This window comes from Pseudomonas sp. FP603 (genome assembly GCF_030687415.1).
GTDB lineage: Bacteria > Pseudomonadota > Gammaproteobacteria > Pseudomonadales > Pseudomonadaceae > Aquipseudomonas > Aquipseudomonas wuhanensis.
This window is the reverse complement of record NZ_CP117431.1, coordinates 3,653,637-3,670,158: the sequence shown is the minus strand read 5'-3', so window position 1 is coordinate 3,670,158 and position 16,522 is coordinate 3,653,637. Positions and strand designations below refer to the sequence as shown.

Here is a 16,522-nt window from a genome sequence, read left to right as displayed (position 1 = left end):
TCCCTTAACCGCGTGGAGTCGCAGCAGCCACTTTCACAACCGTACCCGGCGCGACCTTGGCAGGTGCGACTTGGGGCAGGTTGCTGGCTTCCAGCGCTTGTCGTTGTTGTGCGAGAGCCGCGAGGGTTTCCTGGCTGGCCATCGGGATCACTTCAGGCGTGACCGGCGAACCAGGACGAACCCGCTGCAAACCCTTGACGATGATGGTGTCGTCTTTGTTCAGGCCGCTGCGCACGATGCGCAGACCTTCGATCTTCGGACCCAGCTCGACAGGGCGGTAAGCCGTTTTGTTGTCGGCATCCATCACCAGCACGAACTTTTTACCCAGGTCGGTACCGACTGCTTCGTCGTTAATCAACACCGCGGAGTAAGTGCCGCTGCCCACCAGTTTCAGGCGTGCGTAAAGACCCGGGGTGTAGGTGCCGTCGCTGTTGTCGAACACCGCGCGACCGCGGATGGTGCCGGTCTTCGGGTTGACCTGGTTGTCGACGAAGTTCATCTGGCCCTGGTGCGGGTTGCCGTCTTCATTGGACAGGCCGAGGTAAACCGGCGTGGTTGCACCGCGTTGTCCCTGGCGGGCGAGCTGGGTGTATTTAAGGAAGACACGCTCGTCGGCGTCGAAGTAGGCGTAGACCTTGTCGGTGGACACCACGCTGGTCAGCGCGGTGGTATCGGCGGTCACCAGGTTGCCGGCGGTGATTTCCGCACGGCTGACACGGCCGCTGATAGGCGCAGTGACGCGGGTGAAGCTCAGGTTCAGTTTGGCCAGGTCCAGTTGCGCCTGGAGGGCGCCAACGGCGGCGCGGGCTTCTTGAGCCGCGCTGGTGCGCGAGTCGGCGAGTTCGGCGGAAATCGCGTTGCTGGTGCGCAGACGTTCGCCGCGCTGGGATTCGTTTTCGCTGCGGGTGGCGGTGGCGCGAGCTTGCGCAACCAGGGCTTCGAGGCGGCGGACCTCAGCCTGGAACGGGCGCGGGTCGATCTGGAACAACAGATCGCCTTTCTTGACCAGCGCGCCTTCGGTGAAGGCGACGTCATCGATCTGGCCGGAAACCCGTGGACGAATCTCTACCGTTTCCGGCGCTTCAAGGCGCCCGGTGAATTCGTCCCACTCGTTGACCGGTTGTTCCAGCACCTTGGCCACGCTGACTTTGGCCGCGGGCATGGTGGCGGCAGCGTCCGGGGTCTTGCCGCAAGCGCTCATCACCAGCACGGCCAACAGGGCCAAGGGGAAGCGCAAATGTTTGAGTGACTGTTCCATGGATGCATCCGCCAATGTATTGAGATGGACGGATGATGCTTGGCGGGGTGGTATGGCACGAATCGAATGAAGCGAAGGTAACTATCATTCGGAATGATATAAGCTCAAAGCGAGCCCTCTAGCATGCACCTTCCATTAGTGGGCTATCAAATGAAATGATCACAATTCAGTGTTGCGGGGAGTGCAAAGGGCGGCTCGCGGGCAAGCCCTAATGCCGGCAAGTTAAGCCGCGACGTACTTTTTGTAGCAGCTGCCGAACGCAGGCTTCACCAGCTGCTACAGATCGCATTACAGCGTAACTTACTGGCATTCGGGGCATCTATTGCAGTGATCGATACGCAAGGAGGGCGGTGTCGGCCGTTTGCAGGTCCCGCTCCGGGATCTCCCAGATGATGTGTTTGGGCGGTGTTTCTTTGAAGGCGGAATTGTTGAGGTAGCTGTTTGCAGCACCAGAGAACGCTCCGCCATCTTTGGCGAAATTGCCCACGGGGGCGCCCAGTGCCTGCTGCAGGAAACCCCCGAAGTTGGAGTTGCGTGAGAATGAAGTGCCGATGAGCGCGGTGTTGGGGAGGTCGGCATCGCCAAAGAGGTCTACCTCAGTGTCAGGGCTGGCGGCTGATACCACGGGAAGTTCGTGGGTGTTGGTCTGGGCGACCATTTCGGGTGCGGGTTGCCATTTGAGCGGCAGCCAGTCGATGCCCGCCAGATGGACCAGGTCGCCAGGCCGCAGCGCGAGCGGGGCATGACTTTCGTTGAATGACCTGCGTGGTGTTGCGGTAATGCCCAGGGCCTGCAGGCGCTGCGCGATGGCATCGGCCGCCGCCCTCGCGCCGGATTCGTTCCAGTGCGTATCGGTGCGTAACCAGGCAGTGGCCCCCAGTGGCGTCAGTGCACCGGTGAGGTCCAGGTTCGACACGCCACCCACATCCAGTTTCGAGGTCCAGGCCTGGATGCGCCCTTCGAGAACGGCGGGGCGGTGTAGCGAGCAACGTTGCTCGGAAGCAATGCGGCTCTTGTCTGGAACGATGACCACCAGCAGGTCGATTCCTCGTCGGGAAAGCTGCTGTTTGAGCTCAATCACCGCCTGGGCTTTGGCATCGGCATTGCGCTGGGCTTGATGATCGACCTTGAGTTCATCGGCCAGAAACAGCCAGTCAGGACAGCCCTGGCGAACCCTCGGCCCCGTATCGCGCAGGAGCAGCCAACTGGCGCCGCGCTCCAGGTCGGCGAGGGTTGTGGGGAAGGACGCTTTCGACAGTTCCCTGGCGATCCAATGGGTGACATTGCCGTCGAGAATCTGCTCGGCCCGCCACTTATCGGGTAACCGTTCAATCTGTCCTGAACCGATCAGGCGGCCAGAGGACAGCAGCCCGACGAACAGGAATAGCAGCAACGCCACGCCTGCCAACGGACGGCGGGGTGCAACCAGGGCATCTGGCTGATTGAGGAGGGTAGTGTGCTCTGGGGACGTCATCAGAATTGAAAGTACAGGAAGGGCACGGTTTCACGACTGGCGATCAGTGCGAACGACAGCATGAAACCGGCGATGGGCCAAAGGGTCGAGGCGTAGAGCGCTATGCCGCCCAGTTGTTTCTCACAGTAAGGGCGTAGCAGCGGTGCGACGATACCGAGCACACCCAGCAAGGCCGCAAGGCCATGTATCGGGCGCAGCGTCGTGCTCAGTTCGTCACCGAGGGCGATACCCTGCAGGCCGAACTGCCCGGCATACAGGCGCAGTGCGCCATCAAGGTCGGGCGCGCGGAACAGTGTCCAGGCCAGGCTTACGAACAGCAGTGTCAGGCCATGGGAAAGCCCCGGCGGTAAAGTGGGCAGGGTAGAACGGCTCCAGGCACGGTCAGCGCATAACGCCAGGCCATGGGCGCAGCCCCAAAGCAGATAATTCCAGCTATCACCACCGTGCCAGAGGCCGGCGATGGCCATGATCAGGAGCAGGTTGTGATAGGTTTTCCAGGCACCGTTGCGATTGCCGCCCAGCGGAATATAAAGATAGTCCCGTAACCAGTTGGACAGCGACAGATGCCAGCGGCGCCAGAAGTCCTGGATGCTATTGGCCAGATAGGGACGGTTGAAGTTCTCGGGAAAATGGAAACCCAGCATCAGTCCCAGACCAATGGCCATGGCGCTGTAGCCGGCGAAGTCGAAGAACAGTTGCAGGGAGTAGGCAAGGCAGCCAAGCCAGGCGTCAAAGAAGCTTGGGTTCTGCACGTTGAACGCCACGTCGACCACGGGTGACAGGGTGTCGGCCACCAGGACCTTCATACACATCCCGACCATGAACCGGCGCGCGCCCAGCGAGAAATTCTGCAGGTTGAAGTCACGCCGCTGCAGCTCGCGCCGAACCCAGTCATAGCGAATGATAGGGCCGGCGACCGAATGGCCGAACATCGAAATATAGGTGGCGTAATCAATGAAGCTGCGTTCGACCGGCACGGTGCGGCGATGTACATCCACCAGATAGGAAATCGCCTGCAATACGATGAACGAAAGCCCGGCCGGCATGATGACCCGCTGCCAGTCCAGAGGCATGGCGCCGGACCAGGTGATGGCGTCGATCAATGTGCCGGCCACGATGTTGGCGTACTTGTACCAGCAAAGCACCGCCGTGTTGAACACGATCAGGGCCACGAGTATCCGCATGCGGCCCTTGCCATCTTCCCGTAAGGCGTCAATCAGCAAGCCACCGACCCACGCCGTGATCGTCAATATCACATGCACGGCGAGGAACCGTGGGCTCAACCAGCCATAGAACAGCCAGCTGCCGATCAGTAGCGTGACGTTGCGCCAGGCTCCTGGACACAGTGCATAGGCGCACAGGAACAGCGGCAGGAACAACGTCAGAAACTCGAGAGAGGCAAAAACCATAGTGGTGGTGCAATCCGATCAGTGGGCCAGGACATCAGTTGCGAGCAGCAGCTGCGGGCCATGTGCACCAGGCAGCAGCACAACGCTGTAGCGCTCGCCGGCCTTGAGCTGGCCCAGGTCCAGCGGGGCACCGACATCGGTGCGGGCGCAGACCAATTGAACCGAAAGGCGGACGGGGTTGATGGCGCGGCGTTGCACGCTGGCATTGGCCACATCCTTGAACAGTTCGGCGTTCACCCCCGCAGCGCGCAAACCGGCCTGGGGGCAATCCGGATCGGCGCTGACAAACGCCAGTGAAGCTCTCAGGCTATTGAAGTCGTCGGGTTGCTCACGGATGACGACCTGGCGGATGCCTTGAGTACTGTCCGGCAATGCGATCACGCTGGCGAATTCACCCGCCGCCACCTGGATATCCAGCGGCTGGATATTGCCGTTGCGTTCCAGGGTGCCCTTGATCGGCTGGTTGGCGGGCACGGGCAGGTAGTCAGACACGGCATTCGAGCCTTCGAGTCTGAGGCTTGCCCGAGAGCCTTCGGCCAGCAGTTGCAACGGTTGCTCGGCGGCATTGATAAAACGCAGGAAGGCCGAGTCCTGATCCGGGCCCGTCGGGTAGAGAGCGATGTCGGCGGCCTGGGCGTGCAGGCTCAGCATCAAGGGCGCGAACAGCGCCCAGCCACGTGCTGATCGGCTCATTTGGCGGTTCCTGTGCTGCTGACGCGGTCGGCGGGCAGTTTGGCCAATGCACCGCCGATCGCAGTGCCCCATGCTTGATAACCGGCGACGGTGAAGTGCTGCCCATCGGTGGTAATCCATTGCCCGGGTTTGGACAGCGTCAGCGAGTCGATGTACGTGCAAGGCGCCACGTTCGCGGCCAGAAACTGCGATATCAACTGGGTGCGGGCATCATTTTTCTGGTACATGCCACCCGCTTTGCCCCAGGCCGGGCCAACCCAGGCGCAACGGGTTCCGGTGGCAGCGATGGCCTTGGCCAGGCTGGTGACGCTTTGCCATGCCCAAGCCTTCGGAAACACCGGCTTGTCATAGGACGCCATCGTGTCGCCGATGACCAGTACCACCAGGTCGGGTTTGTCGGCGGCTATCAGGTCCTGGATCGGCGTAGTGGTTGCATCGCGTCCCTTGATCACGATCTTGCCGTTGCCTTTTCGTTCGGCACCGCAGTCGACTTTTTTAGTGATCAGCCAGTCGCCGGCGCTGGCGCCGCAGGCACCGATAGAGTGAACCTGGGCGCCTTGGCGAGTCAGGTTGTCATGCAGCGGTTCCAGCAAATGGTCCGCGAGGCTCATATGGCTCTCCCCAAGGACAAGGAGAGTCAGACCGGCAAGGGCAGAAGTGGGCATCGAAAGCTCCAGAATGATCAGTTGGAATAGGGCGATGTATAAGGGCTGACCGGCAGGCTCATGGGGCCGCTGATGTCCTCGAACTGATAGCGCAAAGACAGGGCGCCGCTGAGTTGTTGGTAGTCGTGGGCGTTGTCCAGGCCAAGATTGGCGCCCAGCAGGAAGTTCGACGCGACCTTGTATTCAGCCGCCGCGGCGAGGCTGTAGCCGATCCCGGTTTTGTTTTGCGCTTCGTAGCGCAGGCCCGAGGCCGCCTGCAGGGCTTTGTCGTTGGGGAAATAGTCGGCGCTGTCCTGCTCGAAATGCTGCACGCCGACCGAGCCCTTGACTTGATACGTCAAGCGCCCGGAGCGTTGTGCCCAGGTCACTGGCACGCCCAGGGCGAAGAACGTCTGTGGGCTGAAATAGCCGCCGTGACCGTAGGTGAAATAGTCCTGGTTGTTGGCGTAACTCATGCCGGTCATGCTCAGGCCGACAGTCAGTTTGCTGTCCGGCGCATTTTGCAGGTACCAGTAGACACCGCTGCCCAGTTCACTGCGGCTGTTGGACTCGACATGGTTGCCCAAGAGCTGGTGCCAGGAAGCGTAGCCATAGGCGCCGACTTCGTTGTCGTCATAGCTCAACTGACCACGTCCGCCGTTGGCGGTCACACCACCCCAAGACTGGCCGCTGCGTTTGTCCGTGGTGCCGGCAAACGAGGTTACGCTGTCGGTCACCGGGCGCCGGGAAACGCTCACGCCGTAACGGACATTGGAGCTGTCGCTCACGGGACGATCAACGCTGATGCCGCCGGTGGCGGTGGTGTATTTGAAGCCGAGCGGGGTGGTGCCGAGATCGGCTTTGAGCCCATCCGCGGGCCGTTGAATAGCGACGGAAAGGCCGACACCCTCGGCTTTTTGCGAGCCGACGCCGTCGCTTTGCGCGCCGCTACCGAAGCGCTGCCGAGCCTCGTCGCTGACACTGCCGGCGTTCAGTGAGACTGGCGTCACGCGCAGGGCGACGCGGCTTTCATCCAGCGGGATATTGATTTCCAGCGGTGCTTCAATATCGGTCAGTTTGCTCAGTCCCGACTCGCTGTTGTTGCTGCGAATGCTCAGGCCCTGGGTGACGTAGGCACTGCGCTCCTGGAGGATTCTATTCAGCGCCAGTTGCGCGGGGCTGATGTCCTCGTTCACCAGTGCGGCGCGCGGCACCTGCGACTCGAATGCAGTGCTCGCCTGCTGCGGCCTTGGAGTAGCGTTGATGTCGAAGGGGCCGTAAGACTTCGCGGTGCCCGGCATCTCCTGAGCCGGTGGCGGGATCGCTGCCAGCAAGGTATCGCGACTGACCTCGCTACGCTGCCCCGACACCCCGGCAAAAGGGTTGGGGGCCACCGTCGAACCTGCCATTTGACCGCCCTGGCTTCTGCGTTTCTCGCTCTGTTCGATGGCCACTGCCTTGCGCAGCAGATCGGTCGCCATGCCGGTCTTGCCCATGTTCTGGTAAAGGCGTGCAGCCTGCGTCAGCGTTTGAGGGTTACCGGATTCGGTCTTGAGCAACTGTTGCAGCGCCTGTTCGGCAAATACCGTGTCATGTGCCAGAACCGCCGCGTCGGCGGCACCCAGCAGCAGTTGCGGGTCGTTTGGCTGACGTTGTAACAGCGGTTTGTAGAGTTCGAGGGCTTTTGCCGTGTCGCCGTTGGCCGAGTACATCCGCGCCAGGGCCGAGACGGCAGCGCTGTCACCGGGACGTTGCGCCAGCGCGGGCGCCAGTGTGTCATAGGCGCTGGCCAGATTGCCTCGTTCACGCAGCTGGTCAGCCTGGCGGATGCGATAGCGATGGAGCAGGTCATCGAACCGCTTGCGAGTCGGCGCGTTCAAGGGCTTGTTCTGAAGGTCGCGCAGGATCTCGTTGACCTGTGCGTCTTCTCCGGACTCAAGCAGGACAGCGGCGTATTGCAGGATGAAGTCCGCCGAGGGCGCAGCGGTGTGTTGCAACTGGCCACGCATGAGTGCCAGCGCACGGGTCGGCTCGCCGATGTCGACATAGGCCGAGGCCAGGCTCGCCGTGCGATCCGGACTGTTGTTGGCCAGCGGCTGAAGACGATCGAGCAAGGTCAGGGCTTCCTGGCGCTGTCCGCGCTTGCCCAATTCGATCGCCTGACTGAGTTGCAGGTTGAGGCTGACATCGGCGGCCAGCGCTTCCATGTCCGGGGTGCGCTGGTCGGGACGCAAGCGTCCCAAGGTTGCCTGGGCGGCTTTCCACTCACCCAACTGCACCGACAGCAAGGCGCTGACGTAAAGCGCATCGGCATTGTCGGGGTGGGCCTGGAGCATGGCGTTAATCAGGTCCCGAGCCTTTTGCGGTTCGCCCATCGCCAGGTTCAGGCGCGCCAGGGCGAAGCGTGTCCAGATATTGTCCGGTTCGTAGCGCAGCGCGTCTTGCAAGGCGTTGCGCGCAGCGGGCAGGTCGTTGCGTTGTTCGGCGAGGGCGGCCAGTTGCGTCGCGCGCAAGGCTTGCAGGCGTGCGGACTGGCCGATCTTTGCCTGTCCGGTGGCGGGCAGGCTGTTAATCAGTTGCAGGGCTTCATCGTTCTTGCCGCTCTTGAGCAGCACGTTGACCAGCCCTTCCAGTGCTTTAGGGTCGTCGCGGCGCTGGTTCAAAATCTGCCGATAGTTGCGCTGAGCGTCATCGAACTGGCCCGCGCGGGCCTGAATATCCGCCAGAGCGAGGCGAGCATCGACCCCGTTTGGATTCAGCCGCAGCGCCTGGTTGACCAAGACCTGTGCCTGGGCTGTCTGGCCTTTGGCCTGGGCGTCGCGGGCCTGCTGCAACGCTGACCAGTAGCGCACTTCGTTCAGCGCAACTTGCCAGTGGCTGCCGTCGTGTTGTCGCGTGGCCTGACCCAAGAGCTTTTCCGCTTCGGCCAGTCGGTGTTGCTGCTGGCGAATAACCCCAAGGCCGCCCAGCGCGTCAGCATCATCGGGCCGACTTTTCAGGCGTGCCTGAAAAGCCTGTTCGGCGGTGACCTGATCGCCTTCCTTGAGCGCCTTCAGGCCGCGCGCGACTTCGGCGGGCGGTTGCCATGCCTTGCTGGCCGTCGTTGCCACCTGTTGCTTGCCCTTGTTCATCTGCGCCCGGATTTCCGCGTCATCCGGATGCGTCTTGAGGTACGCCTTGAACAACGGCACTTGTGCCGGATTGGGCGGACCGATCCAGGTCAGCGCCAGGCGCCAGCTTTCGTCGGCATCACCGGCAATGTCGGCACGCTGGGTCAGCGCGGCCAAGGCGCGGATGCCCTCGACACGGCTGTCTTCACGGCGCACCAGATGCTTGGCGTAAAACAGCGCAACGATCGAGTCGTTGGGCATCTCACGTTGCAGGCGCTGAAATCCGCTGCGTGCTTCAGCCCAGTCAGCCTGATTGAAGGCGAGGTTGTTGTAATACTCGCGGCCGATCGTACCTTGAGGTGGACGGCCATCGAACAGCGAGCGAAACACGGCGGTCGCCTTGTCACGCTCACCGGCATCGACGAGGCGCCGAGCCTCTTCCAGGCGCTGCTGGTTCTGCGGTTGGGTCACGCCGATATCCTGCGCCAATTGCAGTGCCTGCCGAGGCGGTGGCTGGATGGCCTGCAAGCGGGCGAGGTATTGCTGCGCCTGTTGTGGCTTGCCCTGTTGCACGCCGATCAAGCCCAGGCCATACAGTGCGTCAACCTGGACCGGGTCCAGCAGCAGGACTTTCAGCCAGACTTCCGCAGCGCGTTGAGGGTTGTTGTGCGACTGCCAGTACTGCCCTTGTTCGACGAGTAAGGTCTGTGGCGTCGGAGTTTGAGCGTGGGCAGCAGCCGTCCATGCGCTCATGACGGCGATGGCTAGCGTGCGGTGGTGCGCGTGCATGCGGTCTCCCAGGAGAGTTTCAGCGTTCCGTCTTCCCGGAATCGGTAATGTTTATCTGCCCAGCCGAGCGCGAACAGGCTAAGCATGAAGTTGTAGTAACGCGGCGGACTGGCGTCGGCATCAGGCCTGGCCAGCGCCTCTTGCAAGGCGAGCTCCACGCGCTGGCGTTGTTGATCGGCCAACCGGGGATGCCCCTTGGCCTCAAGGTAGGGAATCAGTGCAGCCCAGAATCCAAACGGGCTCTGACCCTGGACACTGCCGTGGAGAATCCGGACTGTTTCCGGGGGGGAACCCGTCGCGACAGTGCTGCGAGCCATGCCGTCCAGCCGTTTGAGCAGGAGCGCTGCCAGCGGTTCGGAGGCGTCGCTCATGCCCAGCCAGAGGTACACGCGAATGGCATCGTAGCTGCCCGTGTCGCCGTTGATCGGGTCGTTTACGAAAGTACCCGATTGCGCTGAAGTACCTTGATAACCAACCCAGTCCGCGACGAAACCGTGGTGGCTCGATTGGGCAATCATCGTCGCGGTGTTGTTGGCAATCGCTTGCCAGGGCCCGGAGGGTGCTTCCTTGGCCAGCCGTCGTAACAGTGGCAGTGGCAGGTAGCTGGGGTTCAGACGCCAGAGAGCGTCCGGCAGGACGAAACCCTGTGGTCCAGGCAATACCATTGGGCCCAGCCCAGGCAGCTTGACGACCAATTGTGCTTCAATCGTCGCCATCAGGTGCAGGGCGTCCTGGTGATAGTCCGGCCGATGCCACAGGCGTGCGGCTTCGAGCAGGGCGTAGGCGATCCACAGGTCCGCGTCGGCGGCCGAATTGGCGTCTTGCAGGCGCCACTGACCGTCCGTGCCTTGCCCCCATAACCAGCCCGGCAGGCGTGTGACGGTGGCGGAGCCTGCGAGGTTGGCTGAGGTCCAGCGCCAGAGTTTGTCAAAGCGTGGCTGATCGTTGCCGATCAGCGCGAAGAACATGGCATAGGACTGCCCTTCAGAGGTGCTGTGATTGTTCTCCAGGCTGGATTCCAGAACCCGGCCGTCAGCCTGGACGAAGCGCGTCGCATAGGTTTGCCACAGTGGCCAGGTCGAAGGGTCACAGGGTTTCGCGGCCGCTATCGCGGGCGCCAGCAGGGCAAGCGCAAGCACAGCGCTCAACCTGCGCGCGTTACCGCGCAGGCTCTGGCGAAGTGAAACATCCCGGCTGCTCATGGACGACACAGGCATGCGCGGCTCATTGACCAAGACGACGTTTGGCCCGTAAACGCAGAGCCAGGTAGGCCATCGAAGCAAGCAGCAAGACCCCGAGAAGCGTGAATAGCATGAGCGCTATTACGTTTTGCGAGAGGTACCACTGCAGATAGCGCAATGGGCCCAGGCTCCCGACGTAGTAATCCTGCTGGGCAACCAGCGATTGGATATGCTTGCCCCTGACCACCACCAGACTGCCTTGCAACTCGTGGGCGTTTTCTTCGCCGCTGAGCAGGGCGTTGGTCACGTCGGCCAAGCCGTTGGGCCTTGCGCTGGCGATAAACACCACGCTGCGCCCACTCTTGAGCGGCGATTCGAATCCAGTCAGATACGCACTGCCGTCCTCAGCGGTAAACCTGAAGCTGCTGCGTGCTTCACGCAGATTGGTTTTCGTATCCGGGCTGATCCAGTTGCGCAGACGCAAGGGCAGGTCAGACAGTTCAAAGTACTGCGCAGCGTCTTCGTCCTTGGCTGGCAAAAGGCTTTGCCATTGCTCCAGCAGCGGCTGATTGTTGCCCGAGGCGAGCACCAGCAAATCCCGGTCGCGTTGCTCGGCCAGCTGGTCGGCGTGGACCACCTTCACGCCGGTGGCCGGATAACCGGTGGAGTCGCCGAAGCGGCCCAGCAGGGTCAGGTAGGCGCTCAGTTCGGCCGGGCCTGGCTCGTTGGGCAGGATCACCGATGTTTCAGAAAGGTCAGCCATGCGGGTGAACGGGAAGCCACTGTCCTTGAACACCCCGAGGTTGGGCATGGCCATGAAGTGTTCGTATTGGCTGAGGTCCAGGGTCGAGTCCGGGTCGATCACACCGCGCATGTTGTCGATGATGATGTCGCGGCAGTCGCCCTGTTTGATGTAGTCATACATGAAGCGAAATTGCAGGCGCGATTGCAGCGCTACGGAATTGAGCGGCAACAGCATGCGCGACGTGCGGGCCAGGCTGTCGTCGGTTTTGAGCATCGCCAGCAGGCTGTCGCTGTTGCCGAGTTTCTCGATCGAAGGCAGATCGATCGACTTGATGAAGGTGTCGTTGAAGTTGACCAGCAACGAGGAATTGGTGGAGACCGGTTGCGGCGTATAGCGGTATTTCAGGTCAAGTTGCGCACCGGGCTCGCGCCAGTTGAACAGGTCGGGTGGCAGGCGTAGCGCAACCGTCATTTGTCCCGGGTTATAACCCGACACATTGAGTTCTGCGGGCTTCGCCAGTTCACCCAGGCGAACCGGGCGGTCGGAGGGCAGCCAGTTAGGCGCGTCGTACGGTCGGCGTGGCTTGAGCGAGTCGATCCGCTCGATCACCACGCTTTGCCCGGAAAAGGCCGAGCCGCCGAGGGCCAGCGCTGTCGCGGCGACCTTGAGATCGGCGCCATCGCGCCCGGAGACGATCAACAGTTTGCCCTGGGCATCATTCGGGTTGCTCACGAGTGTCAATGTCGGCCCCGTGGCCTCTTTGATCGGTAAACCACTCAAGGTCGTTGATTCGCTACCGCTGACAAACACCACGGCGTTGCCTTTGGCCGGCAGGCTGGTGAGGCTGGCGGGGAAGGTGGCGCCGCGGTAGCTGGCCAGGGCGCCAAACCAGGACGACAGGATACCGGCGGCTTCAAGCTCAGGACCGCCCGGGCGTCCGGCGAACACGAAGGGTAGCTTCAGGGGCGAGGCGTCTCGACGATCGAACAAGGGCAGCGGCAGAGCGGACAGGTCATTGGGCTGTTTAATCGAAGACACCTGGAGGCTCAGCTGGCTCTCGTTGCCGATCCTGGCCCACAGGCTGGAGTGCAAAGGGTCCTCACATTGCATCGTGTAGTGACCGATGAATTGCAGGCTGAGCCGGTTGAATTCGGTGATGGTCTGCGGCGGAATCTGTACGGTCCGGGTCTGCAATTTACCGGCCCCTTCCTTCGGCAAGGGCAGGCTGGCGGCCACCTGATCGTTGACCAGCACATTGATCTGCGAAAGGTCGGCCAGCAGCGCCGGTGAGTAGCTGTACTGCAGCGTGACCTGCGCAGCCGTGACGACTTCATCGGCGCGCACATCGAAGTTCACACTGTCGGTAGCCTCCACGCCTTTAAGGGTCATCGAATAGCTTTTGCCCAGCTCCTTGAGGGTGCGGGTATAGCTGTTACCCGGGGCATCGGCCCCGGGCAACGCTGCGACCGGCATTACCGCCGGTTCTGTGGCGCTGATTTGGGCGGTAGCACTCAATGCCCAGCCGCTCCAGCCCATTAGCGAGCAGGTGATCAGCATGAGTGAGCGACGAGGAAGAAAGGTCCGGCGAATGGAAGGCTTCAAGATCGTTGCGTGTCCGCGTTGGAGTCGATAGGTGATGGAGTGTCCGGGCGTTTGCGCAGCAGCGCCTGGCTGTCCTTTAGGGTTGCAACGAACAAGCGCAGGATGGCGCGCAAGCCAATGCGGCTGACCTCGCGCAACGCCGACATGGGTGCGTCGAGGCGGCCGTTACCCCACGTGTTGGCCCAGGTGTCGGCCCGTGAAAAGGTCAATCGCACCAGCTCACTTTGCTGGCGCAGGGTCAAAGCCTCGAATTGCACGCCCGCCACGTTGTCGTTGCTGAAGGCCGTTTTTGCGGGGAAGAGGCTTGAGGGAGGTGTGCGCAGAATGCACAGCCGCAGCTTCTCTTTGACGCTGAGCTGAACTTGCGGTGGCAGTGCCAGACCCACGCCGTTTTGTGAGAAGTCCCGGGTTATGCAATCGAACCAGGTGCCGTCTTCGCGATAGACGCGCACGGGCAGGTCCGCGGGCACCCTGGGTTCGTTGCGCACCTGAGAGGATTCAGTGGCCACCGCCACGGCGGTGCTGACGATGACGATGTTGTACACGGTCCAGGCCAGATTGATCAGCAGGGTAGTGGCCTCGGCCGAATCACTCCCGATCAGTTTCACCACGCCGATCGCCAGGCCGATCATGTTCAAGGTCAGCAGGACGATGTAAGGCCGCGCGAGCTTCCAGTTGAAATAGTCCTTTTCAATGGTGCCGCCCTTGTCGGTCACGTTGAATTTGCCCAGCGAAGGGCTGATCAGGGCCAGCAGCACCGGTCGCATGATGTACCAGGCCAATACCGACTCATACACTTCGTTCCAGAAGGAATGGCGGAAGCGCCCCTGGATGCTGGAGGTGGTCAGGCTGGAATGGAAAATATGTGGCAGTACATAGACCGTGACCATCAACGCCGAGGCATGGAAAATCTGCGCGTCGAAGAACAGGTAGGCCAAGGGTGCGGTCAAGAACACCAGACGGGGCAAGCTGTAGAAAAAGTGCATCATGGCGTTGAGGTAGCAGATACGCTGCCCCAGGTTCAGTCCTTTGCCAAACAACGGATTGTCGGTCCGAAAAATCTGCGCCATGCCCCGCGCCCAGCGTATGCGTTGACTGATGTGTCGGGAGAGGCTTTCGGTGGCCAGTCCCGCCGCTTGTGGAATGGCGAGGTAAGCGGTATTGAAACCACGGCGATTGAGCTTGAGTGCCGTGTGCGCATCCTCCGTCACGGTTTCGGTGGCGATGCCGCCGACTTCCAGCAAATGAGTCCGCCGGATGACCGCGCAGGAGCCACAGAAGAAAGCCGCATTCCACTGGTCGTTGCCGTCCTGCACCAAGCCGTAGAACAGCTCACCTTCATTGGGTACCGAACGAAAGGTATCGAGGTTTTTTTCGAACGGATCGGGTGAATAGAAAAAGTGCGGCGTTTGCAGCAACGCCAGGTTCGGGTCCTTTAAAAACCAGCCCATGGTGATCTGCAGGAAGGAGCGGGTGGGCACGTGGTCGGCGTCGAATATGGCAATGAACTCGCCATCGGTGACTTTGAGTGCCTCGTTGAGGTTGCCGGCCTTGGCATGTTGATTGTTGTCGCGGGTGATGTAGTTGACACCAATCTGCTGACAGAAAACCTTGAATTCCTCCCGGCGTCCGTCATCGAGCATGTGTACCCGCAGTTTCCCCTCGGGCCAGTCAATGGCCTGAGCAGCGAGCACCACCAGTTTGACGATACCCAATGCTTCGTTATAGGTGGGAATGAAGACGTCTACCGTTGGCCATTCAGCGGGCGGCTGTTGCAGAAGCTGCGGTTTGCGCTGCAGCGGCCAGGCGGTCTGTACATAACCGAAAACCAGCACGAGCAAGGCATACAGTTCGGCCAGCACCAGCCCGTAGCCAAATACGGCATCCTGCCAGCTGTCGAAGTTCAGGGTGTCGGACAGGCGCCAATACATGTAACGCAACGAAGCGATCAGCGAGAGGGTGATCAGGGTCAGGATCGCCAGACGTCCGGCTTGCTTGCGGATGATCAGGCTGGCTGCAAAACAGACGGCGGCAAATGCGGCCTGGGAATACAGATTCAGCGGCGCAGTGAGGATACCCAGCACCAACAATGCCGCGATCAGCCCGACCGAGATCTTCAGGCCTTGGCGCCAACGCAGGGGCCATCGACTGACGCGAGCCTGGCAAGTATCCAGTAGCTCCTGCAACCACCACGTCTTCGCAGGTGCCTGATTCAGGTGTGCGGTCACGGCATCACCTGCTGGCCGGATGGCTCAGGGAAAAGCAGGGCATGGACCTCGCGCGACAGCGAAAGCATGTCCTGGCTGCCAATGCTGTAGGGGGAGTACTGCAGCGGGTCCCGAGCATAGGCCAGCGATTCGTTGAACTGGTGATCGAGGCGAATCGTCCCGATCAGGTCAGTGCCGAGCCGCCGCCGAAACAGCACAGCCATATCCTTGCTGAACGAATGCGAGTCATCCTGTTGGTTGAGCACATAGCTGTGCCGTTGCGCAGGTCGTCGGCTGGTTTCCAGCCACTGTGTCAGGGTGTCCAGTGCCAGGTAGGAGGCCGCGTCGGCCATCGTCATCACCAGCACCAGATCGGCGGCGTCGAGTGCCTGTTGCGAATAGACGGTTGCGCCTGAAAGGGTGTCCAGGATCACGGTATCGTTTTCGCCCAGGTTCATCGACGCAAGGCGCTGATTCAACCAGCCAGGATCTTCAAGCATCAGTTGCTTGAGCAATCGGCGATCGTTCACCTCGTCAATGCCGAAGGGCAGGCACTCACTGTCACCATAGCCCGGTAGACAATGAGCCCCCCAATCTGCGTCTTGTTGTTTCAGCTGGATCAGACCAGGAACTTGTCTGGTGATGCCCAAATGGCTGGACAGGGCGTTCTGAGGGTCCAGATCAATGGCAATGGTTCGCCCGCCAGGACGCCTAAGTGTTTTCGCAAGACCAGCAGCGATGGTGCTTTTGCCCACCCCTCCGTTTGCCGAAATGATCGCGATGACCTTCGCCTTGGTGCGCTTGCGAGGTGTTTCCGGCAGGCCGCCTCTACGCATCTGGTTGAGGTCGCGCAACAGATCGCTCAATCGCTGGCGATCACTCGTTGCAGAGGCTTCAGGGCGCTCCTTCAGCAGGGAGGCAGCCAGTGAGAGGGTGATGTTCTTCGCAGGTTCAACCGGCGTGTCAATCAACAATAAAGGAGGCTTTTGCTCGCCAAGTAGTGACACTGTGGCAGTGGGTTTCAGGGGAGATAATACATCTATTAACCCTTGCTCAGTCATGGGTGTCGTAGTTGTACTCAGATCATCTTTAAAGTTTTTATAGTTGGGTTGTATTTCCTGGTAACTTCCCGCACTAGCACCAAAACTTGTAAAAAGTTTCGTAATGTCGTCCACATATTTCATGCATTGCACCAAGAATGAAGTGACTCAGAAACTCAATATTCCGTTAACTAAAAAAACCGACGTATCGTCTTGGTATGGAAGGGGTTTGCCTATATTCAGACGTCTGTGTTCGGGTGTCAAACAATGTTATTAAACGTCAGCAACGTGTTTTCGGGTGTTCGCCTGGACGTTATTAGTTCTCATGTTTGGATGTTGTTAATGATTTCAAAAAGTTGACGACGTTTTT

Annotated in this window: 10 protein-coding genes; all 10 read right to left on the bottom strand. The window is 60.8% G+C overall.

Annotation, left to right across the window (positions count from 1 at the left end; translation table 11 throughout):
- Positions 1 to 4 precede the first annotated feature (4 nt).
- The 10 genes from mexE to bcsQ all read right to left on the bottom strand — a co-directional run bounded on the left by mexE (position 5) and on the right by bcsQ (position 16,296).
- Complete coding sequence (gene mexE, locus PSH65_RS16845) at positions 5 to 1,258, bottom strand: multidrug efflux RND transporter periplasmic adaptor subunit MexE (RefSeq protein WP_007905572.1); 1,254 nt, start codon at positions 1,256 to 1,258, stop codon at positions 5 to 7.
- A gap of 319 nt (positions 1,259 to 1,577) precedes the next feature.
- The gene (locus PSH65_RS16840; protein WP_305421378.1) at positions 1,578 to 2,732 is read right to left on the bottom strand and encodes a cell division protein FtsQ; all 1,155 of its coding nucleotides are present in this window, start codon (positions 2,730 to 2,732) and stop codon (positions 1,578 to 1,580) included.
- Positions 2,732 to 4,141 carry an MBOAT family protein gene (locus PSH65_RS16835; protein WP_305421377.1) on the bottom strand — a complete coding sequence of 470 codons (1,410 nt, stop codon included), beginning with the start codon at positions 4,139 to 4,141 and terminating at the stop codon, positions 2,732 to 2,734. The genes PSH65_RS16840 and PSH65_RS16835 overlap by 1 nt, the downstream gene beginning before the upstream one ends.
- An 18-nt stretch (positions 4,142 to 4,159) precedes the next feature.
- A complete protein-coding gene (locus tag PSH65_RS16830; protein WP_305421376.1) occupies positions 4,160 to 4,834 on the bottom strand; it encodes an alginate O-acetyltransferase AlgF in 675 nt (224 codons plus the stop codon).
- Positions 4,831 to 5,499 carry an SGNH/GDSL hydrolase family protein gene (locus PSH65_RS16825; RefSeq protein WP_305421375.1) on the bottom strand — a complete coding sequence of 223 codons (669 nt, stop codon included), beginning with the start codon at positions 5,497 to 5,499 and terminating at the stop codon, positions 4,831 to 4,833. Before PSH65_RS16825 ends, PSH65_RS16830 begins: the two co-directional genes overlap by 4 nt.
- Before the next feature lie 17 nt (positions 5,500 to 5,516).
- Entirely contained in the window at positions 5,517 to 9,377 is a 3,861-nt protein-coding gene (locus PSH65_RS16820; protein WP_305421374.1) for a cellulose biosynthesis protein BcsC, read from the bottom strand.
- Positions 9,353 to 10,594 (bottom strand): cellulose synthase complex periplasmic endoglucanase BcsZ, encoded by a 1,242-nt coding sequence (bcsZ, locus tag PSH65_RS16815; protein WP_305421373.1) that lies wholly within the window; start codon positions 10,592 to 10,594, stop codon positions 9,353 to 9,355. The genes PSH65_RS16820 and bcsZ overlap by 25 nt, the downstream gene beginning before the upstream one ends.
- A 7-nt stretch (positions 10,595 to 10,601) precedes the next feature.
- Positions 10,602 to 12,860 (bottom strand): cellulose biosynthesis cyclic di-GMP-binding regulatory protein BcsB, encoded by a 2,259-nt coding sequence (bcsB, locus tag PSH65_RS16810; protein ID WP_370694649.1) that lies wholly within the window; start codon positions 12,858 to 12,860, stop codon positions 10,602 to 10,604.
- Between the two features lie 41 nt (positions 12,861 to 12,901).
- Entirely contained in the window at positions 12,902 to 15,133 is a 2,232-nt protein-coding gene (gene bcsA / locus PSH65_RS16805; protein ID WP_305421372.1) for a UDP-forming cellulose synthase catalytic subunit, read from the bottom strand.
- Positions 15,130 to 16,296, bottom strand: a complete 1,167-nt coding sequence (gene bcsQ / locus PSH65_RS16800; RefSeq protein ID WP_305421371.1) for a cellulose biosynthesis protein BcsQ — start codon at positions 16,294 to 16,296, stop codon at positions 15,130 to 15,132. Before bcsQ ends, bcsA begins: the two co-directional genes overlap by 4 nt.
- Positions 16,297 to 16,522: the final 226 nt, after the last annotated feature.